Source organism: Kitasatospora sp. SolWspMP-SS2h, assembly GCF_003259315.1.
GTDB lineage: Bacteria > Actinomycetota > Actinomycetes > Streptomycetales > Streptomycetaceae > Kitasatospora > Kitasatospora fiedleri.
The window spans coordinates 156,036-172,072 of the sequence record NZ_QLLT01000019.1 but is presented as its reverse complement, the minus strand read 5'-3'; the positions used below and the strand labels follow the sequence as shown (position 1 = coordinate 172,072).

The following is a 16,037-nucleotide window of genomic DNA, read 5'->3' as shown; positions in this document are numbered from 1 at the left end:
GCGGCAGGTCGGGCGGCAGGTCAGGCGCGGAACCCGGCGTGCACGTGGTCGTGGTGGGTGGCGTCGCTGAAGAACTGGTTCGCCGTCGCCCCGCCGGACAGCAGCCGCGGGCCGCCCACGTTGTAGGAGCCCGCCGCCGCGGCCGCCCGCATGAAGGAGTCCACCAGTTCGGCCGGGGTCGCCGGGTCCACCACCGCCCGCCCGTCGATCCGCCAGGTGTCGAACGCCCGCCCCTGCGGGTGGTCGCTCCGGCGGTCGGTGCCGAACACCAGCAGCGGGTGGCCCGAACGCACCACGCTCACCTCGAAGTCGTACGTGCCCGCCAGCGCCAGCATCGCGGTGAGCGGCGCGTCGTGCACCTGCCCGCTGCGCACGTCCGCCACCGCCGCCGGGGGCAGCGCGATCCGCGGCTGCGCCAGCACCCTGGTCGCCGGATCGCCCAGCGTCGCCGCCACCGCCCCGGGGTCGGCCGGGTGCAGCGCGGTGACGCTCCACCGGGGCGAGCCGCTGCTCAGCCGGACGTCGACCGTGCTGCCGGTGGACACCGGCGCGCCGTCCGGCCCGGCCAGCCACTGCCGGCACACCACCAGCACGCTCGCCGAGTCCGCCAGCAGCCCGCCGTACTGGGCGTACACCACCTCCAGCGCCGCCCGCGGGGCGTCCGCGAGCAGCGGGCCACCCTGGTCGGCCAGCCCCGGGTCCACCCCGAGCGCCGCCACCCGCTGACGGGCCGCCGCCACCCCCTGCCCGCCCGGCGGCCACCCGCCGATCGCCTCCACCACCTGCACGGCGCGCAGCTTCACGTCCGGCTGGAGCTCGCCCGGGCCCGGCTGCCAGGCGGCGGGCGCGGGGAAGGCGGCGCTCGCACCGGCGGTCGGGCTGCCGGAGCCGCTCCGGCTGTCGGGGCTGCCGGGGCCGCTCTGGCCGCCCGGGCTGCTCCGGCTGGCGGGGCCGCTCGGGTCGTCCGGGCCGCTCCGGCCGGTGGACGAACAGGCCGTCAGGGCGCCGCCCAGCCCGGCCAGCAGCACGGTGCGGCGGCCGGGCGGGCGCAGGGGGGACGGCGGCGGGGACGGGTGGGGCGGGTGGGTGCTCACCCGGCCAGTGTCGGCCGGGGGCGGCGGTTCCGGTCGGCGCGACCCGCCGACCGCGACCGGCCGGTCAGCAGGTGATGGCGCCCTTGCGCAGGGCGTGCTTGCCGGTGTTGCTGTCGTCCGACCAGTAGACGGGCTTGCTGCCGCCCACGCACTCGTCGGCGCCGGCCAGCGTGAAGCCCTCGTTGTTGAGGTTCGACATGCCGGAGGGGCGCTTGTAGACCGCGGTGGGGGCGAACGCGCCGCTGCCGTCGACCCGGAAGGTGCGCAGCTGGCCGGAGCAGGTGTCGTCGCAGACCACCCACATCCGGTTGGCCTGCGGCTCCCAGGACAGCTCCATCACGCCGGCCATGCCGCTGCTGACGGTGGCGACCCTGGTGAAGCCGCCGGCCTCCAGCAGGACGTAGCCGTAGACCGTGCCGGTGCCCTCGACGCCGACGAAGAACACGCCGCCGGTGTGCGCCGCGTAGCGGCCCGGACTGTAGGCGGCGCCGGTGGAGGCGTCCTTGAAGCCCGCGCCGGTCAGGTAGCCGTCGGGCACCCAGGTGACGCCCTCCAGCCCGGCGTTGGAGCCGGTGGAGGGCAGGTCGGGGGTGAGGTTCCACTCGCGGGTGGCGGTCAGCGTGCCGCCGGTGCCGGAGACGTCGTAGCGCAGCACGGAGAGCCGGCTGGTGGAGGAGGAGTCGGCGTTGCGCTCGCTGGAGACGTACACGCCGCCGGCCGAGCCCGCGCCGGTCACGGTGACGCCCTCGTCGTCGGGGGTTCCGGTGCCGCCGGGGAAGCGCAGCGACTTGCCGGAGCCCCAGCCGTTGGCGGTGTCGGGCTTCCAGCCGCCGGAGCCGTTGGGGACGAGCCGCCACAGCTTGCCGGAGTTCTGCGCGCCCCACATCACGCCGCCCTCCTGCTGGAGGCCGGACAGGTCGGAGCCGAACACGCCCGAGGCGTCGGCGGTGGTGACGCTGGAACTTCCGGGCCAGGCCACCGCGCCGGGGGCGGCGGAGGCCGGGGTGGCGGTCAGTGCCCCGGCGACGAGGGCCGCCAGGGCGAGGGCGGCCGACGGCCGGGCGAGTCGGCGGCGGCGCTCGGGGGTGCGCGATGGGGTCACGGGTTCCGTCCCTCGGTTCGGTGGGTGGACACGGCTGCGGGAGCGTCCGCGGAAACAGCGTCGCCCAACCTCCCGACCCCGCCCCAACGGGACACCACCGCGGTCCGGCCCCCTCATGAACGCCCGACGAACCCCCGCTCCCCCCGCCCGCGCCGCCCACCCCAAACCCGCCGCACCGTCACCGCCCCTCCCGTCGCTGACCACCTCGGGAAGCCACTGCGCGCCCGCGGCCGTCGACGAGCCGGAGGTGGCGGGTGGAGACCGGGCAGGGAGGCGGCGCACCGGCTCGTCCCGGTACCGGACGGACCGCCGTACAGGTCGCCGCGCGGGAGGTGGCGGTCGACCCGATCGCCTGTCCCGCCCGGCTCGGCCGGCAAGCGTCCGCACGGGTCCGTTCACACCCCCGCGCCATGCCCGACCGGCCGTCTCCCGGGGCCGGATCGGCTTAGCGGAGCATTATCCGCGGCTTGGATTCCCCCTAACCCCTTCCGCCCGCCGCCCGGGCCGCGGCGGTCCCGCCCGCCCCTCGCCCGCCCCGGGGCGTCCTGCGGTGGGCCTTCGGACGGTCGGGTGCGGGGGCGGTCCGGGGGCGTTTTCCCTGCTGTTCGCCGAGGTTCGCCCGTCGGCCGGTATCTGACGCTGCGCCAGATGCGGTGTGCGGGACGGACGGTGGCGGTGGCCGAATGCCGCCACCGGCCAACTGCGCTCGGATGGCCGACTCTTGTCAATTGGTATAGGCCAATCGTAGCCTTCGGACGGCTCGCGGTGTGCAGGGTCCACACCGCGCCGGCCCGGGGTCGCTCCTCGCGGTCCGCAGGCAGACGTGCCCGCTCCTCCCCCACGACCGACCCGACCTTCCCGAGGAGAACCATGTCCTGGTCCCGCCGCCTGCTCGCCGCTTCCGCGGTGGGCGCGGGCGCCCTGGTCGCCACCACCGCCGCCGCGGGCAGTGCCGCCGCGCACGGCGCCATGTTCGGCCCGCCCAGCCGCATCGCGGCCTGCTACGCGGAGGGCCCCGAGACCCCGAAGTCCCAGGTCTGCAAGGACCTCGTCGCGGACAGCGGCACCCAGCCGCTGTACGACTGGAACGAGGTCAACATCGCCTCCGCCAACGGCCAGAGCCGGCAGATCATTCCGGACGGCCACCTCTGCTCGGCCAACCGCGACAAGTACCGCGCCCTGGACTGGGCCCGCACCGACTGGCCGGCCAGCCCGGCGACGGCCGGCGCGAAGACCTTCGACTTCCGGGTCACCGCGCCGCACCAGGGCAGCATGAAGCTGTACATCACCAAGGCCGGCTACGACCCCACGAAGCCGCTGAAGTGGTCCGACCTGGACCTGGCCGCGCCGGTCGCGGTCTACGACACCGCGCGCACCTCGGACAACGGGTACTACCACGTCAACGTGAACCTGCCGCAGCGCACCGGCCGCCAGCTGGTCTACATGGTGTGGCAGCGCTCGGACAGCCCGGAGGCGTTCTACGGCTGCTCGGACCTCGACTTCGGCGCCGCCACCGCCGCGGCCGCGGTCGGCCCGCAGGCCGCGAACGCCCCGCTCGCGCCGACCCAGGCCCAGATCGACGCGGGCGCCGCCCGCTCGACCGTCTCGCACCACGGCCACGGCGGCGACCTCACCGCCGCCGAGGCGGTCGCGGCCGCCTCCGGCACCGCCGCGGTGGGCCGGCCCGGCCAGGGCGACCTGCTGCTCGGGCTGGCCGGCGCGGCCCTGCTGTCGGCCACCGCCTCGGGCGTGTACCTGGCCCGCCGGATCCGCGGCGCCGCCGTCTCCGCCTGACGGCCCATGGACGCCTGACCTGTGTCAGGCGGGTGGCGCGGCCCCTTCCCCCACGTTCCGGGGGCCGCGCCCTCCGTCGTCCAAGGCCCGCCCCGGGGGCGCTGACCGCACCTGAATGAACCGTCAACTCCTTGCAAAACAGCAGGACTTCGCCTTGACGGCCCGGATTGGTCTGGACCATCTTGAGTGCGCCCCGCGCACTCCGCGCCACGGCCCCCACCCGTCCCCCCACACCGTCAAGGAGGACTCGCCCATGAGGCGCGTCACCCTCTCCCTCGCCGCGGCCGCGGCCCTGGTCGCCGCCCCGCTGGGCGCCACCGCCGCCGGTGCGGCCGGCGCCTCCGGCCTGACCGCCGACTACGCCGTCAGCCAGAGCTGGTCGAACGGCTTCCAGGCCACGTACACCGTGACCAACCACACCAACGCCACCGTCAACAGCTGGTCGCTCTCCTTCGACCTGCCGACCGGCGAGAGCGTCTCCAGCCTGTGGAACGGCACCCTCAGCTCGGCCGCCACCCCCACCGGCACCCGCTACACGGTGACCTCGCCCGCCTGGGCCGCCCCGCTGGCCCCCGGCGCCGCCGCGCCCGCGGTCGGCTTCGGCGTCACCACCGGCGCCGTGCAGAGCGCCCCCGCCAACTGCGCGATCAACAACCAGCCGTGCGCGGGCGCGCCCGCCGACACCGTCGCGCCGTCCGTCCCCGGCGGGCCGCACTCGACCGGCACCGGGCCGGGCAGCATCACCCTCGGCTGGACGGCCGCCACCGACAACACGGCGGTGGCCGGCTACCGCGTGCGCGAGGGCTCCGCCGTGGTCGCCACCGTGACCGGCACCTCCGCCACCGTCCGCGGCCTGCTCCAGGGCAGCAGCCACACCTTCACCGTCACCGCCTTCGACGCGGCGGGCAACGAATCGGCGGCCTCCGCGGCCGTCACCGCCACCGCGGGCACCGGCACCGCCGACGGCACCGCCGCCCCCTACGTGGACCTCGGCGCCTACCCGACGCCCAGCCTGCCCGCGCTCTCCGCCGCCAGCGGCGTCAAGGAGTTCTCGCTGGCGTTCCTCATCAACGGCGGCCAGCCGTGCACCGCCAGCTGGTTCGGCGCGTACGACCCGGCCACCGGTTGGAACAAGGCCGACATGGACGCGATCCGCGACGCGGGCGGCGACGTCCGCCCGTCCTTCGGCGGCGCCAACGGCACCGAACTCGCCCAGTCCTGCACCACGGTGGCGGCGCTGGCCGCGCAGTACCAGAAGGTCGTCGACGTCTACGCGCTCGACCGGGTGGACTTCGACATCGAGGGCACCGCCGTCACCGACCACGCCTCGGTCGACCGCCGCTCCGCCGCGCTCGCCCAGGTCCAGGCCGCGCAGCGGGCCAAGGGCCGCGACCTGAAGGTCAGTCTGACCCTGCCGGTGCTGCCCAGCGGCCTGACCGCGGACGGCGTCTACATCCTGCAGTCCGCCAAGAACGCGGGCCTGTCCGTCGACCTGGTCAACGTGATGGCGATGGACTTCGGCGACTGGGCCGCCCCGAGCCCGGCCGGGAAGATGGGCGCCTACGCGATCCAGTCCGCGCAGTCCACCCAGGCGCAGATCCGCTCGGTGTGGACCGGCCTGACGGACGCCCAGGCGTACGCCATGGTCGGCGTCACCCCGATGCTCGGCCAGAACGACACCGCCTCCGAGGTGTTCGGCCTCTCCGACGCGCAGCAGCTGATCGCCTTCGCCCAGCAGCACCACCTCGGCGAGCTGGCCTTCTGGGAGATGACCCGGGACGCCAACGCGTGCACCGGTTCGCTGCCCAAGTGCACCAACGTCCCGCAGACGCCGTATCAGTTCTCGAAGCTCTTCGCGGCCTACCAGGGCTGATCCTCCGTTCCTCCTGCGGCGCGGGGCCGGTGGCCCCGGAGCACATCGCTCCGGGGCCACCGGCCCCGCCCCTCCCCCTCGCGGGGGTGTCGTGCGACGGGGCGTCAGGCGGGCTGGTGCTCGCCCTCCTTGCGGAGCGCGCCCTCCTCCTCGGCCCCGCCGTCCTCCGCGCCCTCGTGCTCGGGGCGGCCGTGCATCGGGAGCAGGAAGATCGCCGCGAAGACCGCCACCAGCAGACCGACCTCGGTCCACAGGGTGGTCTGCTCGGCGCCGGCGAAGTCCGAGGTCTTCAGGCGCTCGAAGAAGACCGTGCCCAGGATGGCGCTGCCCAGGGCACCGCCGAGCTGCTGCACGGACGTCAGCGTGCCGGAGGCCGATCCGGTCTCGTGCACGTCCACCGAGGCGAGCACCATGCCGAAGAACGGGGCCATCACCAGGCCCATGCCCAGGCCGCTGACCGCCAGCGAGGGCACCATCTGCCAGGGCGTGACGCCCGTACCCTGGCTGTGCAGGGTGTACATCAGGGCCAGCACGCCGGCCAGCATCACCACCAGGCCCACGTGCATCACCCTGCGGCCGTACTTCTGCAGCGCCTGGGAGGCGACGAACGCGATCACCATGCCGACCGAGGACGGGATGCCCGTCAGGCCGGACTTGAAGGCGCTGTAGTGCAGGCCGAGCTGGGTGTACAGGCTGAACGTCAGCCAGAAGCCGGTCATCGCGGTGAAGAAGACCAGGCCGAGCACCATGCCGCCGCTGAAGCCGCGCTTGGCGAACAGGCTGGGCTCGACCAGCGGGTCGGCCCCGGCTGCCTTGCGCCGGGCCTCGTACCAGCCGAACAGGCCGAACACGGCGACGCCGACCGCCAGCAGTGCGAACGCCCACAGCGGCCAGTCGTGCTCGCGGCCCTGGACCAGCGGGTAGATGACCGTGGCCGCGCCGAGGGCGGCCAGCAGCGCGCCGACCAGGTCGAGCCGGACGGTCGGGCCCTGGCCCTGGGCGGGCAGGAAGACCCGGCCGCCGACGAAGGCGAACAGGCCGAGCGGGATGTTGATCAGGAAGATCATCCGCCAGCCGGTGCCCGCGAAGTCCGCGTCGATCAGCCAGCCGGCCAGGATCGGGCCGCTGACCGTCGACAGGCCCATCACCGGGCCGAACATGCCGAAGGCCGCGCCCTGTTCCTTGGGCGAGAAGACCTCCTTCATGATGCCCAGGCCCTGCGGCAGCATCACCGCGCCGAGCAGGCCCTGGAGCACCCGGGCCGCGACCAGCTGCCAGGGCTCCTGGGCCAGGCCGCAGGCGAGCGACCCGACGGTGAACCCGGCCGCGCCGATCATGAACATCCGGCGGCGCCCGAAGATGTCGCCGAGCCGCCCGCCGGTGATCAGGCCGATGGCCATCGCCAGCGTGTACGCCGCGCCGAGCCACTGGATGGTGGACTCGCCGCCGCCGATGTCCGCCCGGATCGCGGGGGCGGCGATGTTGGTGACCAGGGAGTCGAGCAGGTCCATCACCTCGGCGGCGAGGATGACGAACAGCGCGACCCAGCGCCACCGGTAGGGCTCGGCGGCGCCGGAGGGCGGTGCCGAGGTCGTGCCGACCGCGTCGGTCATGACAGCTCCTGTCTACTACCAGGCGCGGTGGACGGGGCCGCGCGATTGAACGGTGTTTGTCGGACGAACACTGTTCTACGAGTCGAGCGGCGTTCCCGTCAAACGGATTAACCCTGACTTCTCCTCCACCCGCACCCCCGACCCGACCCCGAGATCCGCCGCCCGCCGCCCCTCCGCATCCCCTACCACCGGCTCCGAACCGCGACGGAGGCCGGACCGGAAGCGGTCGCTTCGCCCACCCGTCGAACGGTGTTCGTCCGGAGTACGATGATCGCCGGCGGAACGTTCAGCGAAAGCAGGTGGCCCGATGCCCGCGCAGATGCCCGAGAACCCGTGGCACAAGCCCCGCAAGGCCGAGCCCCGGCAGCCGCTCAGCCGCGCGCTGATCGTGGAGACCGCGGTGCGGGTGCTGGACACCGAAGGCCTGGCCGGGGTGACGATGCGCCGGGTCGCGCAGGAGCTGGGCACCGGCCCGGCCTCACTCTACGCGCACGTCTCCCACAAGGAGGAGCTGCTCGAACTGGTGCTGGAACGGGTGGTCTCCGAGATCCGACTGCCGCGCCGCCCCGAGCCCGCTCGCTGGAAGGAGCAGATCACCGAGATCTGCTTCGAGGCGCAGCGGGTGCTGACCTCCCACCGGGACGTGTCGCTGGTGTCGCTGGGCAGCATCCCGCTGGGCGAGAGCCAGTTGGGCATCACCGAGTTCCTGCTCGACCTGCTGCTCCAGGTCGGCATGCCGCCCCAGGTGGCGGCCTGGGCGCTGGACGGCCTCGGCCAGCTGATCGACACCGACGCGTACGAGGCGTCGGTGTACGCGGAGCGGATCGCCCGGGGGACGGACATCGACGAGTACTTCGGGCAGTTGCACGCCTTCCTGCGGGCGCTGCCGCCCGATCGCTTCCCGAACCTCCAGGGGATGGCGGACACCATGGTGTCGGGCGACGGGGACGAGCGCTACGCCTTCAAGGTCGAGGTGTTCCTGCGCGGCCTGGAGTCCTACCTGCCGCCGGAGCCGCCGGCCGCCGGGCGCCGGCCGGGCCGCGAACGCGGCCGGGAGCGCGGGCGCGAACCGGGCCGCGAGCGGGGACGCGAACCGGGGCGGGAGCGGGGCCGTGAACCAGGTCGGGAGCGGGGGCGCGGGGGCGGGCGCTCGGCATCGGGCTGAGGCCGCGCGGCCCGGGCCGACGGTTCGTCAACCGGCCGACCACATCTGCTTTGACCTGCGCTTTACCGTCACTTGACCGATACCTGACCACGATCCGACCGCGACTCGACCGCGCCGCGTCCGGCGCGTCTCCGAGGGGGTTGACGGCGACCCGGCACAGGTCTATACCAGTGGCAGTCACGTCAACCTCGGCTAGGCAACCGACCGCCGACCCGGCCGCGCACCCCCACTTCCGCGCGCCCGGGCCGCTGTCCTCGCCGCCTCCCGGAGAGGTCCTCGATGGAACGCGCACTTCCCCCACACCCCCTCGCCGACACCGCCCCGCCGCGCCGCCGCCCGCGCCGCGCCGTCGCGGTCGCCCTGTCCGTGTTCGGCCTGCTGGCCGGCGGCGTCTCCGCCGTCGCCGCCTCCGGTTCGGCGAACGCCGCGACCACGGCCGCGCTCGGCTCCAACTGGTACGCCTCCGCGCCGTACCTGATGCCGGAGGACAACAGCCCGCCGGACGCCGCCGCCGTCATGGACGCCACCGGCCAGAAGGCGTTCCAGCTCGCGTTCATCCTGGCCCAGGGCGGCAACACCTGTAGCCCGTCCTGGGGCGGGACGTCCTCGATCGACACCGACACCACGATGCCGGCCGTCATCCAGACCATCCGCAACAAGGGCGGCGACGTCTCGGTCTCGGTGGGCGGCTACGGCGGCACCAAGCTCGGCCAGACCTGCGGCACCCCGGAGGCGACCGCCGCCGCGTACCAGAAGGTCGTCACCAAGTACAACCTCAAGGCGATCGACTTCGACCTCGAGGAGCCCGAGTACGAGAACACCGCCGCCATCCACAACGAGATCGGCGCGGCCCGCATCCTGCAGCAGAACAACCCGGGGATCTACATCTCCATCACCACCGCGGGCACCAACGCCGGCACCGGCTGGTTCGGCACCCAGATGCTGCTGGAGGCGAAGTCCCAGGGCTTCACCCCGAACAACTACTCGATCATGCCGTTCGACGGCGGCTTCAACGGGGCGGCGGCGCAGACCGACGCGCTGGTGAAGTTCAACCAGATCCTGCAGAGCACCTTCGGCTGGAACGAGGCCACCGCCTACGCCCACGAGGGCGCGTCGCTGATGAACGGCCGCACCGACGCCGCCGAGTACTTCAAGCAGGCGGACTTCCAGACCGTGCTGGACTTCGCCACCGCGCACAAGCTGGCCCGGTACACCTTCTGGTCGGTCAACCGCGACCGCCAGTGCTCCGGCACGGTCGACCCCGGGCTGTCCGGCGCCTGCTCCAGCGTGGCGCAGAACGCCTGGGACTTCACCAAGTACACGGTGAAGTTCGCCGGCGCGACCCCGCCCACCAGCACGCCCTCCCCCTCGCCGAGCACCAGCGTCAGCGCCTCGCCGAGCACCGGCACCTCGCCCGGCACGGGCACCTGCAGCCCCGCCTGGTCGGCGACCACCACCTACGTGGCCAACGACAAGGCCAGCTACAACCACCACAACTACCACGCCAAGTGGTGGACCCTGAACGAGAACCCGAGCAGCAGCGGCCAGTGGGGCGCGTGGGCCGACGACGGCCCGTGCTCCTGAGCCGCCCCGCTCCCACCCCCTGAACGACGGACGGGCCGCCCGGTCCACGAGCCACAGGCTCGGGACCGGGCGGCCCGTCCGCTTCACCGCGTCCGTACCCGCGGTGCGGTGGCGGTGGGTCAGACTTCGGCGCGACCGCGGAACTCGTCCGCGACGGCCCGGGTCGAGGGCAGGTCGGCGAGTGGTTCGCCGACCACCCGGGAGGCCAGCTCGGACGCCAACGTGATGACGTCCTCGCGCAGTTCGGCCTCGGCCAGCACCTTGTCGGCGGCCAGCTGCACCTGCGCCTCGGCCACCAGCTGCTCGCGCTGCTGCTGGGCCTCCGCCCGCAGGGCCGCGACCAGCGCCGCGCCCTCCTCGGCGGCGGCCTGCCGGATCGCGGCGGCCTCGTGGCGGGCGGCGGCGAGTTCGGCCTGGAACTCCCGGCGGATGCGTTCCGCCTCGGCCCTGGCCTCCTCCGCACGGGCGATGCCGCCGTCGGTCCTGTCGTGGCGCTCGGCGAGGGTGCGTTCGATGCGGGGCAGCAGCACCTTGCCGAGCGCCCAGAAGAGGGCGGAGAAAACGATCAGTCCGAGGATCAGCTCGGGCACATTCGGTTCGAGAGGTCCCATACTCAGTATGCTATCCGCTCATCTGACGAACCAGCCGGCCAGGGACCCCTCAGCGCCCTTGCCGGGCAAGGAACTTCGCCCTTGCACCGGTCGCCCGGCCGAATGCCGAGCCGACTCCCCGTCAGCCGCCGGTGACGCCGTCGGTGTGCTCGCGCAGCAGGTCGGCGTGCCCGTTGTGGCGGGCGTACTCGGTGATGACGTGCAGGTACGTCGTCCGCAGGGACTGCTCCTCCCCGTACGCGGCCAGCACCGCGTCCAGCGAGGCACCGGCCACCGCGAGGTCGGCGAGGCGCTGTTCCTCCAGCAGCGCCAGGTACTCCTGCTCGGCCCGCTCCGGCTCCAGCAGGTCGAAGTCGGCGTCCTTGTAGCCCTCCACGGCGTGCAGCGGCGGGACGTCCTGCCCGGCGAAGCGGATCCGGAACCACGTCCGCTCCACCTTGGCCAGGTGGCGCATCAGCCCGAGCAGCGAGAGCGAACTCTCGGGCAGCGGGCGCAGCGCGAGCTGCTCTCCGGTCAGGCCGGCGCACTTGTGCAGGAAGGTGGTCCGGTGCCAGGCGAGGTAGCCGGGCAGCAGCTCGGTCTCGGGGGCGGTGAGCGAGCCGCCGGTGCGGGTGGTGGTGGGGACGGTCCATGTCATGCGCCCGATCATGCCCAGGTCCGACCGGGCCGCACCAGGGAATTTCGCCCAGGGCAGGGAGCGGGACCTGAGCCGGCTCCCGGGCCGGGGCCGGCGGCGAAGGCAGGGCCGGAGCGCGAACCGGGACCGGGATCGGGGCCGGAGCCGGGGCCGGGGCGGGTGTTCGAGCCGTGTCTGCGGGATCCGGCCCGGGCCAGGCGCGGTGGTTGGTACGATCGCGGTGAGTCGTGACTGGCGCGCTGGGATGGAACTCACCATCGGGGAGCGGCTCCGTGCGGTGCCCCCGGGTGCCGTGTGCTGTAGCCGTGCGCCTGGGCCGTCCGAATCGTCGCCGTTCCGTACGAGGAGACCGCCCGTGGTCGAGCCCCTGCCCGCGCACACCTTCGGCAGCCCCGCCGCCGACACCGCCTTCCGCAGCGCCCTGGACGTGGTGCGCGCCGTCGAGCCCCGGATCGCCGCGGCGATCTCCGGGGAGCTGGTGGACCAGCGCGCTTCGCTGAAGCTGATCGCCAGTGAGAACTACGCCTCGCCCGCGGTGCTGCTGGCGATGGGCAACTGGCTGAGCGACAAGTACGCGGAGGGCACGCCGGGCCGCCGCTTCTACGCGGGCTGCCGCAACGTGGACACCGTGGAGGAGCTGGCCGCCGAGCACGCCCGCGAGCTGTTCGGCGCGGAGCACGCGTACGTGCAGCCGCACTCCGGGATCGACGCCAACCTGGTGGCGTTCTGGGCGGTGCTGTCGCAGCGGGTGGAGAGCCCGGCGCTGCGGCGCGCCCAGGTCCGCAACGTCAACGACCTGAGCGAGCAGGACTGGGCCGAGCTCCGCCGCGAGCTGGGCAACCAGCGGATGCTGGGCATGTCGCTGGACGCGGGCGGGCACCTCACGCACGGCTTCCGGCCGAACATCTCGGGCAAGATGTTCGAGCAGCGCAGCTACGGGACGGACCCGGCGACCGGGCTGGTCGACTACGACGAAGTCCGGCGGACCGCCCTGGAGTTCCGGCCGCTGATCCTGGTGGCCGGGTACTCGGCGTACCCGCGACTGGTGAACTTCCGCCGGATGCGGGAGATCGCGGACGAGGTGGGCGCGACCCTGATGGTCGACATGGCGCACTTCGCCGGCCTGGTCGCGGGCAAGGTGCTGACGGGGGACTTCGACCCGGTCGCGCACGCGCAGATCGTCACCACCACCACGCACAAGTCGCTGCGCGGCCCGCGCGGCGGCATGGTGCTGTGCACCTCGGAGCTGGCGGAGCACGTCGACCGCGGCTGCCCGCTGGTGCTCGGCGGCCCGCTGTCGCACGTGATGGCGGCGAAGGCGGTGGCGTTCGCGGAGGCGCGCCGCCCCGAGTTCCAGGTGTACGCCCAGCAGGTGGTGGACAACGCCCGGGCGCTCGCCGAGGGCCTGCTCAAGCGCGGCTCCCGGCTGGTGACCGGCGGCACCGACAACCACCTGGTGCTGGCGGACGTCTCCTCCTACGGACTGACGGGACGCCAGGCGGAGGCGGCGCTGCTGGACTCCGGCATCGTCACCAACCGCAACGCCGTCCCGCAGGACCCGAACGGCGCCTGGTACACCTCCGGCATCCGGCTCGGCACGCCCGCGCTGACCACCCGCGGGCTGGGCGCGGCGGAGCTGGACGAGGTCGCCGAGCTGATCCACACCGTGCTGACGGCCGCCGCGCCGGTCGGCTCCTCGAAGGCGCAGTACGCGCTGGACGAGGCCGTCCGCGACTCCGTCGCCAAGCGCGCGGTCGACCTGCTCGCCGACCACCCGCTCTACCCGGGCATCACGCTCGGCTGATCCTCCCCTCCCGGCGTCCCCGTCCGGACGCCTCCCGGCCCGGCCCGCCGCCACCCCGGCGGGCCGGGCCGCCGAACTCGCCGCGCCGCACGCCGCGTTCCGACCTGCGGCGGAGCCGGGCCCGACGGCGGCGGGGGCCGCCGTCGGCCGGTGACCAACCAGCGGACGCTCCCGGCGACCGAAGCGCTCGCGCCGATAGGCTCGCCCCCGCCGCGGCCGGGCGCGCGACGCGCCGGCCGCCGTCCCGCACCCCTTCCGCAGGAGAACGCGCATGCTCAAGGTCAACGAATACTTCGACGGCACGGTCAAGTCGGTCGCCTTCACCTCGGCCGACGGCCCGGCGACCGTCGGCGTGATGGCCCCCGGCGAGTACGAGTTCGGCACCGCCGCCCCGGAGGTCATGCACGTGGTCAGCGGCGCCCTGACCGTGAAGCTCCCCGGCTCCGACGACTGGCGGACCTTCTCCGCCGGTGAGCACTTCTCCGTTCCGGGTGACAGCACGTTCCACCTCCAGGTCTCGATCGACACGGCCTACCTCTGCGAATACCGCTGATCCCCTCCCGCTGACCACCGCCACCCAGCCACGCAGCCACCGCCGCAGTCGCCGGTCCGGTCGCCCCGGGCCCGACCGGGGCTCGACGGGGATGCGGCTGGGGTGCGGCACCCTGTGGTGGGCCGGTGGTCAGCCGCCGGCCGCGCTCACACCGCCGCCTCCGCTTCCGGAGCGGCCTCGCGGCGGCCGGCAGCCTCCACGGCCCCGCCCGCCGCTCCTGCGGCCGTTCCGACCCCGGGCACGGGCTCCGGCTCGGGCCCGGATCCGGCCGCCGGCTCGGGCTCTGGTTCGGACTCCGGCTCGGAAGGCCGGCTCGCCGGCAGGTGACGGACCGCGGGGAGCGCGAGCAGGGCGAACGCGACCGGGACGGCGAGGGCGGTCATCCCGAACAGCGTGGGCCGCACACCGAGGCTCTCGGAGAGCGGACCGGCCAGCACCAGCCCGAGCGGCATCAGGGCGACGGCGATCAGGTGGTCGTAGGAGCTGACCCGGGAGAGCACCCGCTCCGGTATGTGCACCTGGAGCGAGGTCTCCCAGAGCACGAAGAACAAGGACACGCCCACGCCCGTGACCGCCTCCAGGGCGGCGATCACCCAGACCGGCGCACCGGAGCCGATGATCGCGGCCTGGCAGGAGGCGACCGCCATCGCCACCGCCGCGACGGCCATCGGGCGGGCCGGTCTCAGCCGGTAGGAGCACACGTCCCCCACGATCGAGCCGAGGCCGAAGGCGATCACCACCACCGTCCACGCGTTGGCGCCGCCCCACTCGCGCTCCGCCAGCACCGGCCCGAGCACGAACACCGAGGGCAGCACCACCACGTGGTAGACCGCCATGGCGAGCATGCCCGACCACACCCACGTCCGGCTGCGCACCTGCTGCCAGCCGATCCGCAGCTCGGCCGGGAACCCGAGCCGCTCGCCCCGCCCGGCCCCGCCGTCGGCGCCGCCCAGCGCGACCGCGCCGTCGACCGCGCCCATCCGGGCCAGCACCGCGGCACTGGCCGCGAAACTCGCGGCGTCCATCGCCAGCGCACCGCCCGGGCCGACCGCCGCGATCAGCAGACCGGCCAGCGCCGGTCCGACCACCAGGCCCGTCGACTGGACGAACCCGCTCAGCGCGTTCGCCTCGCGCAGCCGATCGGCGGGGACCAGCAGGGGTAGCAGCCCGGTGGAGGCGGGGAGGAAGAAGGCGTCCGCGACCCCGAACAGCGCCATCAGCAGCGCCAGCAGCCCGACCCGGGCGGTGCCGGTGAGCAGCAGCACCGCGACGGCCGTCTGGACGACGCACCGCAGCAGGTCGGAGGCCAGCATGATCCGCCGTCTCGGTACCCGATCCGCCCAGACGCCCCCGACCAGGGTGAACACCAGCAGCGGGAGCAGCCCGGCGGCCGTCACCAGCCCCACGTCGACGGCCGAGCCGCCGATCGACAGCACGGCGAAGGGCAGCGCCACGAACGACACCCGGTCTCCCAGGGTCGACAGCGACTGGCCGACGAACAGCCTGGCGAACTGGCGCTCGGTGCGGAGCACTTCAGGAATCAGGGCACCCACGGAACCTCCCCACGGACTCGACGGACTCGACGGACCTGTCGGACCTGTCGCACTCGACGGACCCGACCACGCGCCCACCGGAACAGCGAGCAGGGCGATCGTAGGAAGCCCGCCGACCCCCTGTCGCATCATTTATCCGCAACGCGCCGAATGCCCCAATTACACTCAACTCGACTATCCGAAAAGGCAGTTGGCGGGCAAGAGCCGCCGGCACCACCCCGGCGGAGCACCGGCCTTCCCCACTCCTTCCCACCTCAATCCCACCGATCGGCCAGACTTCTCCCACCGATCCGCCGACCCTCCCCTCGCCCTCCCGCCCGATCTCCCGTCAACAGGTCGTCCACACACCACGCAGGACCCGACGTGACGAGGGCGTGATCCGGGCGCGACGCGCTTGTGATTGCCGCGTTCGAGTGAATAGGCTCGCCCCGGCTCGCACCGCCGGGCCCCCGCACGCGACAACGCCGAGCCCTGTCCACCGCGCTGCGGGTCGACCACCAAGACCCTTGGGCAGGGGCGGGGGAACCACGATTGTTGCCGTCCCCCACGGCTAGGGGTGAAGCCGTCCGCACCGGGTGACCGGAGCGCGACGGCCGGGCCTCCCTCCCGGCCCGAACCCGACAGCTCACCCCGTAGGCGTGCGGAGAGGATCTC

Annotated in this window: 11 protein-coding genes, 1 pseudogene and 1 riboswitch; of the genes and pseudogenes, 6 read left to right on the top strand and 6 right to left on the bottom strand. The window is 73.9% G+C overall.

What is annotated here, in order from left to right:
* Window positions 1-20: 20 nt before the first annotated feature.
* On the bottom strand, window positions 21-1,094 hold the full coding sequence (locus K353_RS23780) for a hypothetical protein (RefSeq protein WP_233533784.1): 1,074 nt from the start codon (window positions 1,092-1,094) through the stop codon (window positions 21-23).
* Window positions 1,095-1,158: 64 nt separating this feature from the next.
* A pseudogene (locus K353_RS23775) lies at window positions 1,159-2,115 on the bottom strand (hypothetical protein); the annotation flags it as partial.
* Window positions 2,116-3,066: 951 nt separating this feature from the next.
* Here K353_RS23775 and K353_RS23770 point away from each other — a divergent pair.
* Window positions 3,067-3,990: a lytic polysaccharide monooxygenase gene (locus K353_RS23770; RefSeq protein WP_111555575.1), complete on the top strand. Its 924-nt coding sequence runs from the start codon at window positions 3,067-3,069 to the stop codon at window positions 3,988-3,990.
* 253 nt (window positions 3,991-4,243) lie between these two features.
* Window positions 4,244-5,863: a cellulose binding domain-containing protein gene (locus K353_RS23765; protein ID WP_111555574.1), complete on the top strand. Its 1,620-nt coding sequence runs from the start codon at window positions 4,244-4,246 to the stop codon at window positions 5,861-5,863.
* Between the two features lie 104 nt (window positions 5,864-5,967).
* On the opposite strand, the gene K353_RS23760 is transcribed toward K353_RS23765, so the two are convergent.
* Entirely contained in the window at window positions 5,968-7,476 is a 1,509-nt protein-coding gene (locus K353_RS23760) for an MFS transporter (RefSeq protein ID WP_111555573.1), read from the bottom strand.
* Window positions 7,477-7,783: 307 nt separating this feature from the next.
* Here K353_RS23760 and K353_RS23755 point away from each other — a divergent pair, with 307 nt between their 5' ends.
* Entirely contained in the window at window positions 7,784-8,641 is an 858-nt protein-coding gene (locus K353_RS23755) for a TetR/AcrR family transcriptional regulator C-terminal domain-containing protein (RefSeq protein ID WP_233533783.1), read from the top strand.
* Between the two features lie 279 nt (window positions 8,642-8,920).
* Window positions 8,921-10,225 carry a chitinase gene (locus K353_RS23750; protein WP_111555572.1) on the top strand — a complete coding sequence of 435 codons (1,305 nt, stop codon included), beginning with the start codon at window positions 8,921-8,923 and terminating at the stop codon, window positions 10,223-10,225.
* A 119-nt stretch (window positions 10,226-10,344) separates the two neighbouring features.
* On the opposite strand, the gene K353_RS23745 is transcribed toward K353_RS23750, so the two are convergent.
* Together K353_RS23745 and K353_RS23740 are read right to left on the bottom strand one after the other, a co-directional pair.
* The gene (locus K353_RS23745) at window positions 10,345-10,836 is read right to left on the bottom strand and encodes a hypothetical protein (RefSeq protein ID WP_111555571.1); all 492 of its coding nucleotides are present in this window, start codon (window positions 10,834-10,836) and stop codon (window positions 10,345-10,347) included.
* A gap of 121 nt (window positions 10,837-10,957) precedes the next feature.
* Complete coding sequence (locus tag K353_RS23740) at window positions 10,958-11,473, bottom strand: DinB family protein (protein ID WP_111555570.1); 516 nt, start codon at window positions 11,471-11,473, stop codon at window positions 10,958-10,960.
* Window positions 11,474-11,828: 355 nt separating this feature from the next.
* Between K353_RS23740 and K353_RS23730 the strand changes: the two genes are divergently transcribed.
* Both K353_RS23730 and K353_RS23725 read left to right on the top strand, forming a co-directional pair.
* Window positions 11,829-13,277, top strand: coding sequence for a glycine hydroxymethyltransferase (locus tag K353_RS23730; protein WP_199528218.1), 1,449 nt, complete (start codon window positions 11,829-11,831; stop codon window positions 13,275-13,277).
* A gap of 271 nt (window positions 13,278-13,548) precedes the next feature.
* Window positions 13,549-13,830: a pyrimidine/purine nucleoside phosphorylase gene (locus K353_RS23725; protein ID WP_111555569.1), complete on the top strand. Its 282-nt coding sequence runs from the start codon at window positions 13,549-13,551 to the stop codon at window positions 13,828-13,830.
* 146 nt (window positions 13,831-13,976) lie between these two features.
* Here K353_RS23725 and K353_RS23720 read toward each other — a convergent pair whose 3' ends face one another.
* The gene (locus tag K353_RS23720; protein WP_111555568.1) at window positions 13,977-15,383 is read right to left on the bottom strand and encodes an MFS transporter; all 1,407 of its coding nucleotides are present in this window, start codon (window positions 15,381-15,383) and stop codon (window positions 13,977-13,979) included.
* Between the two features lie 485 nt (window positions 15,384-15,868).
* A riboswitch (cyclic di-AMP (ydaO/yuaA leader) is annotated at window positions 15,869-16,036 on the top strand.
* Window position 16,037 lies beyond the last annotated feature (1 nt).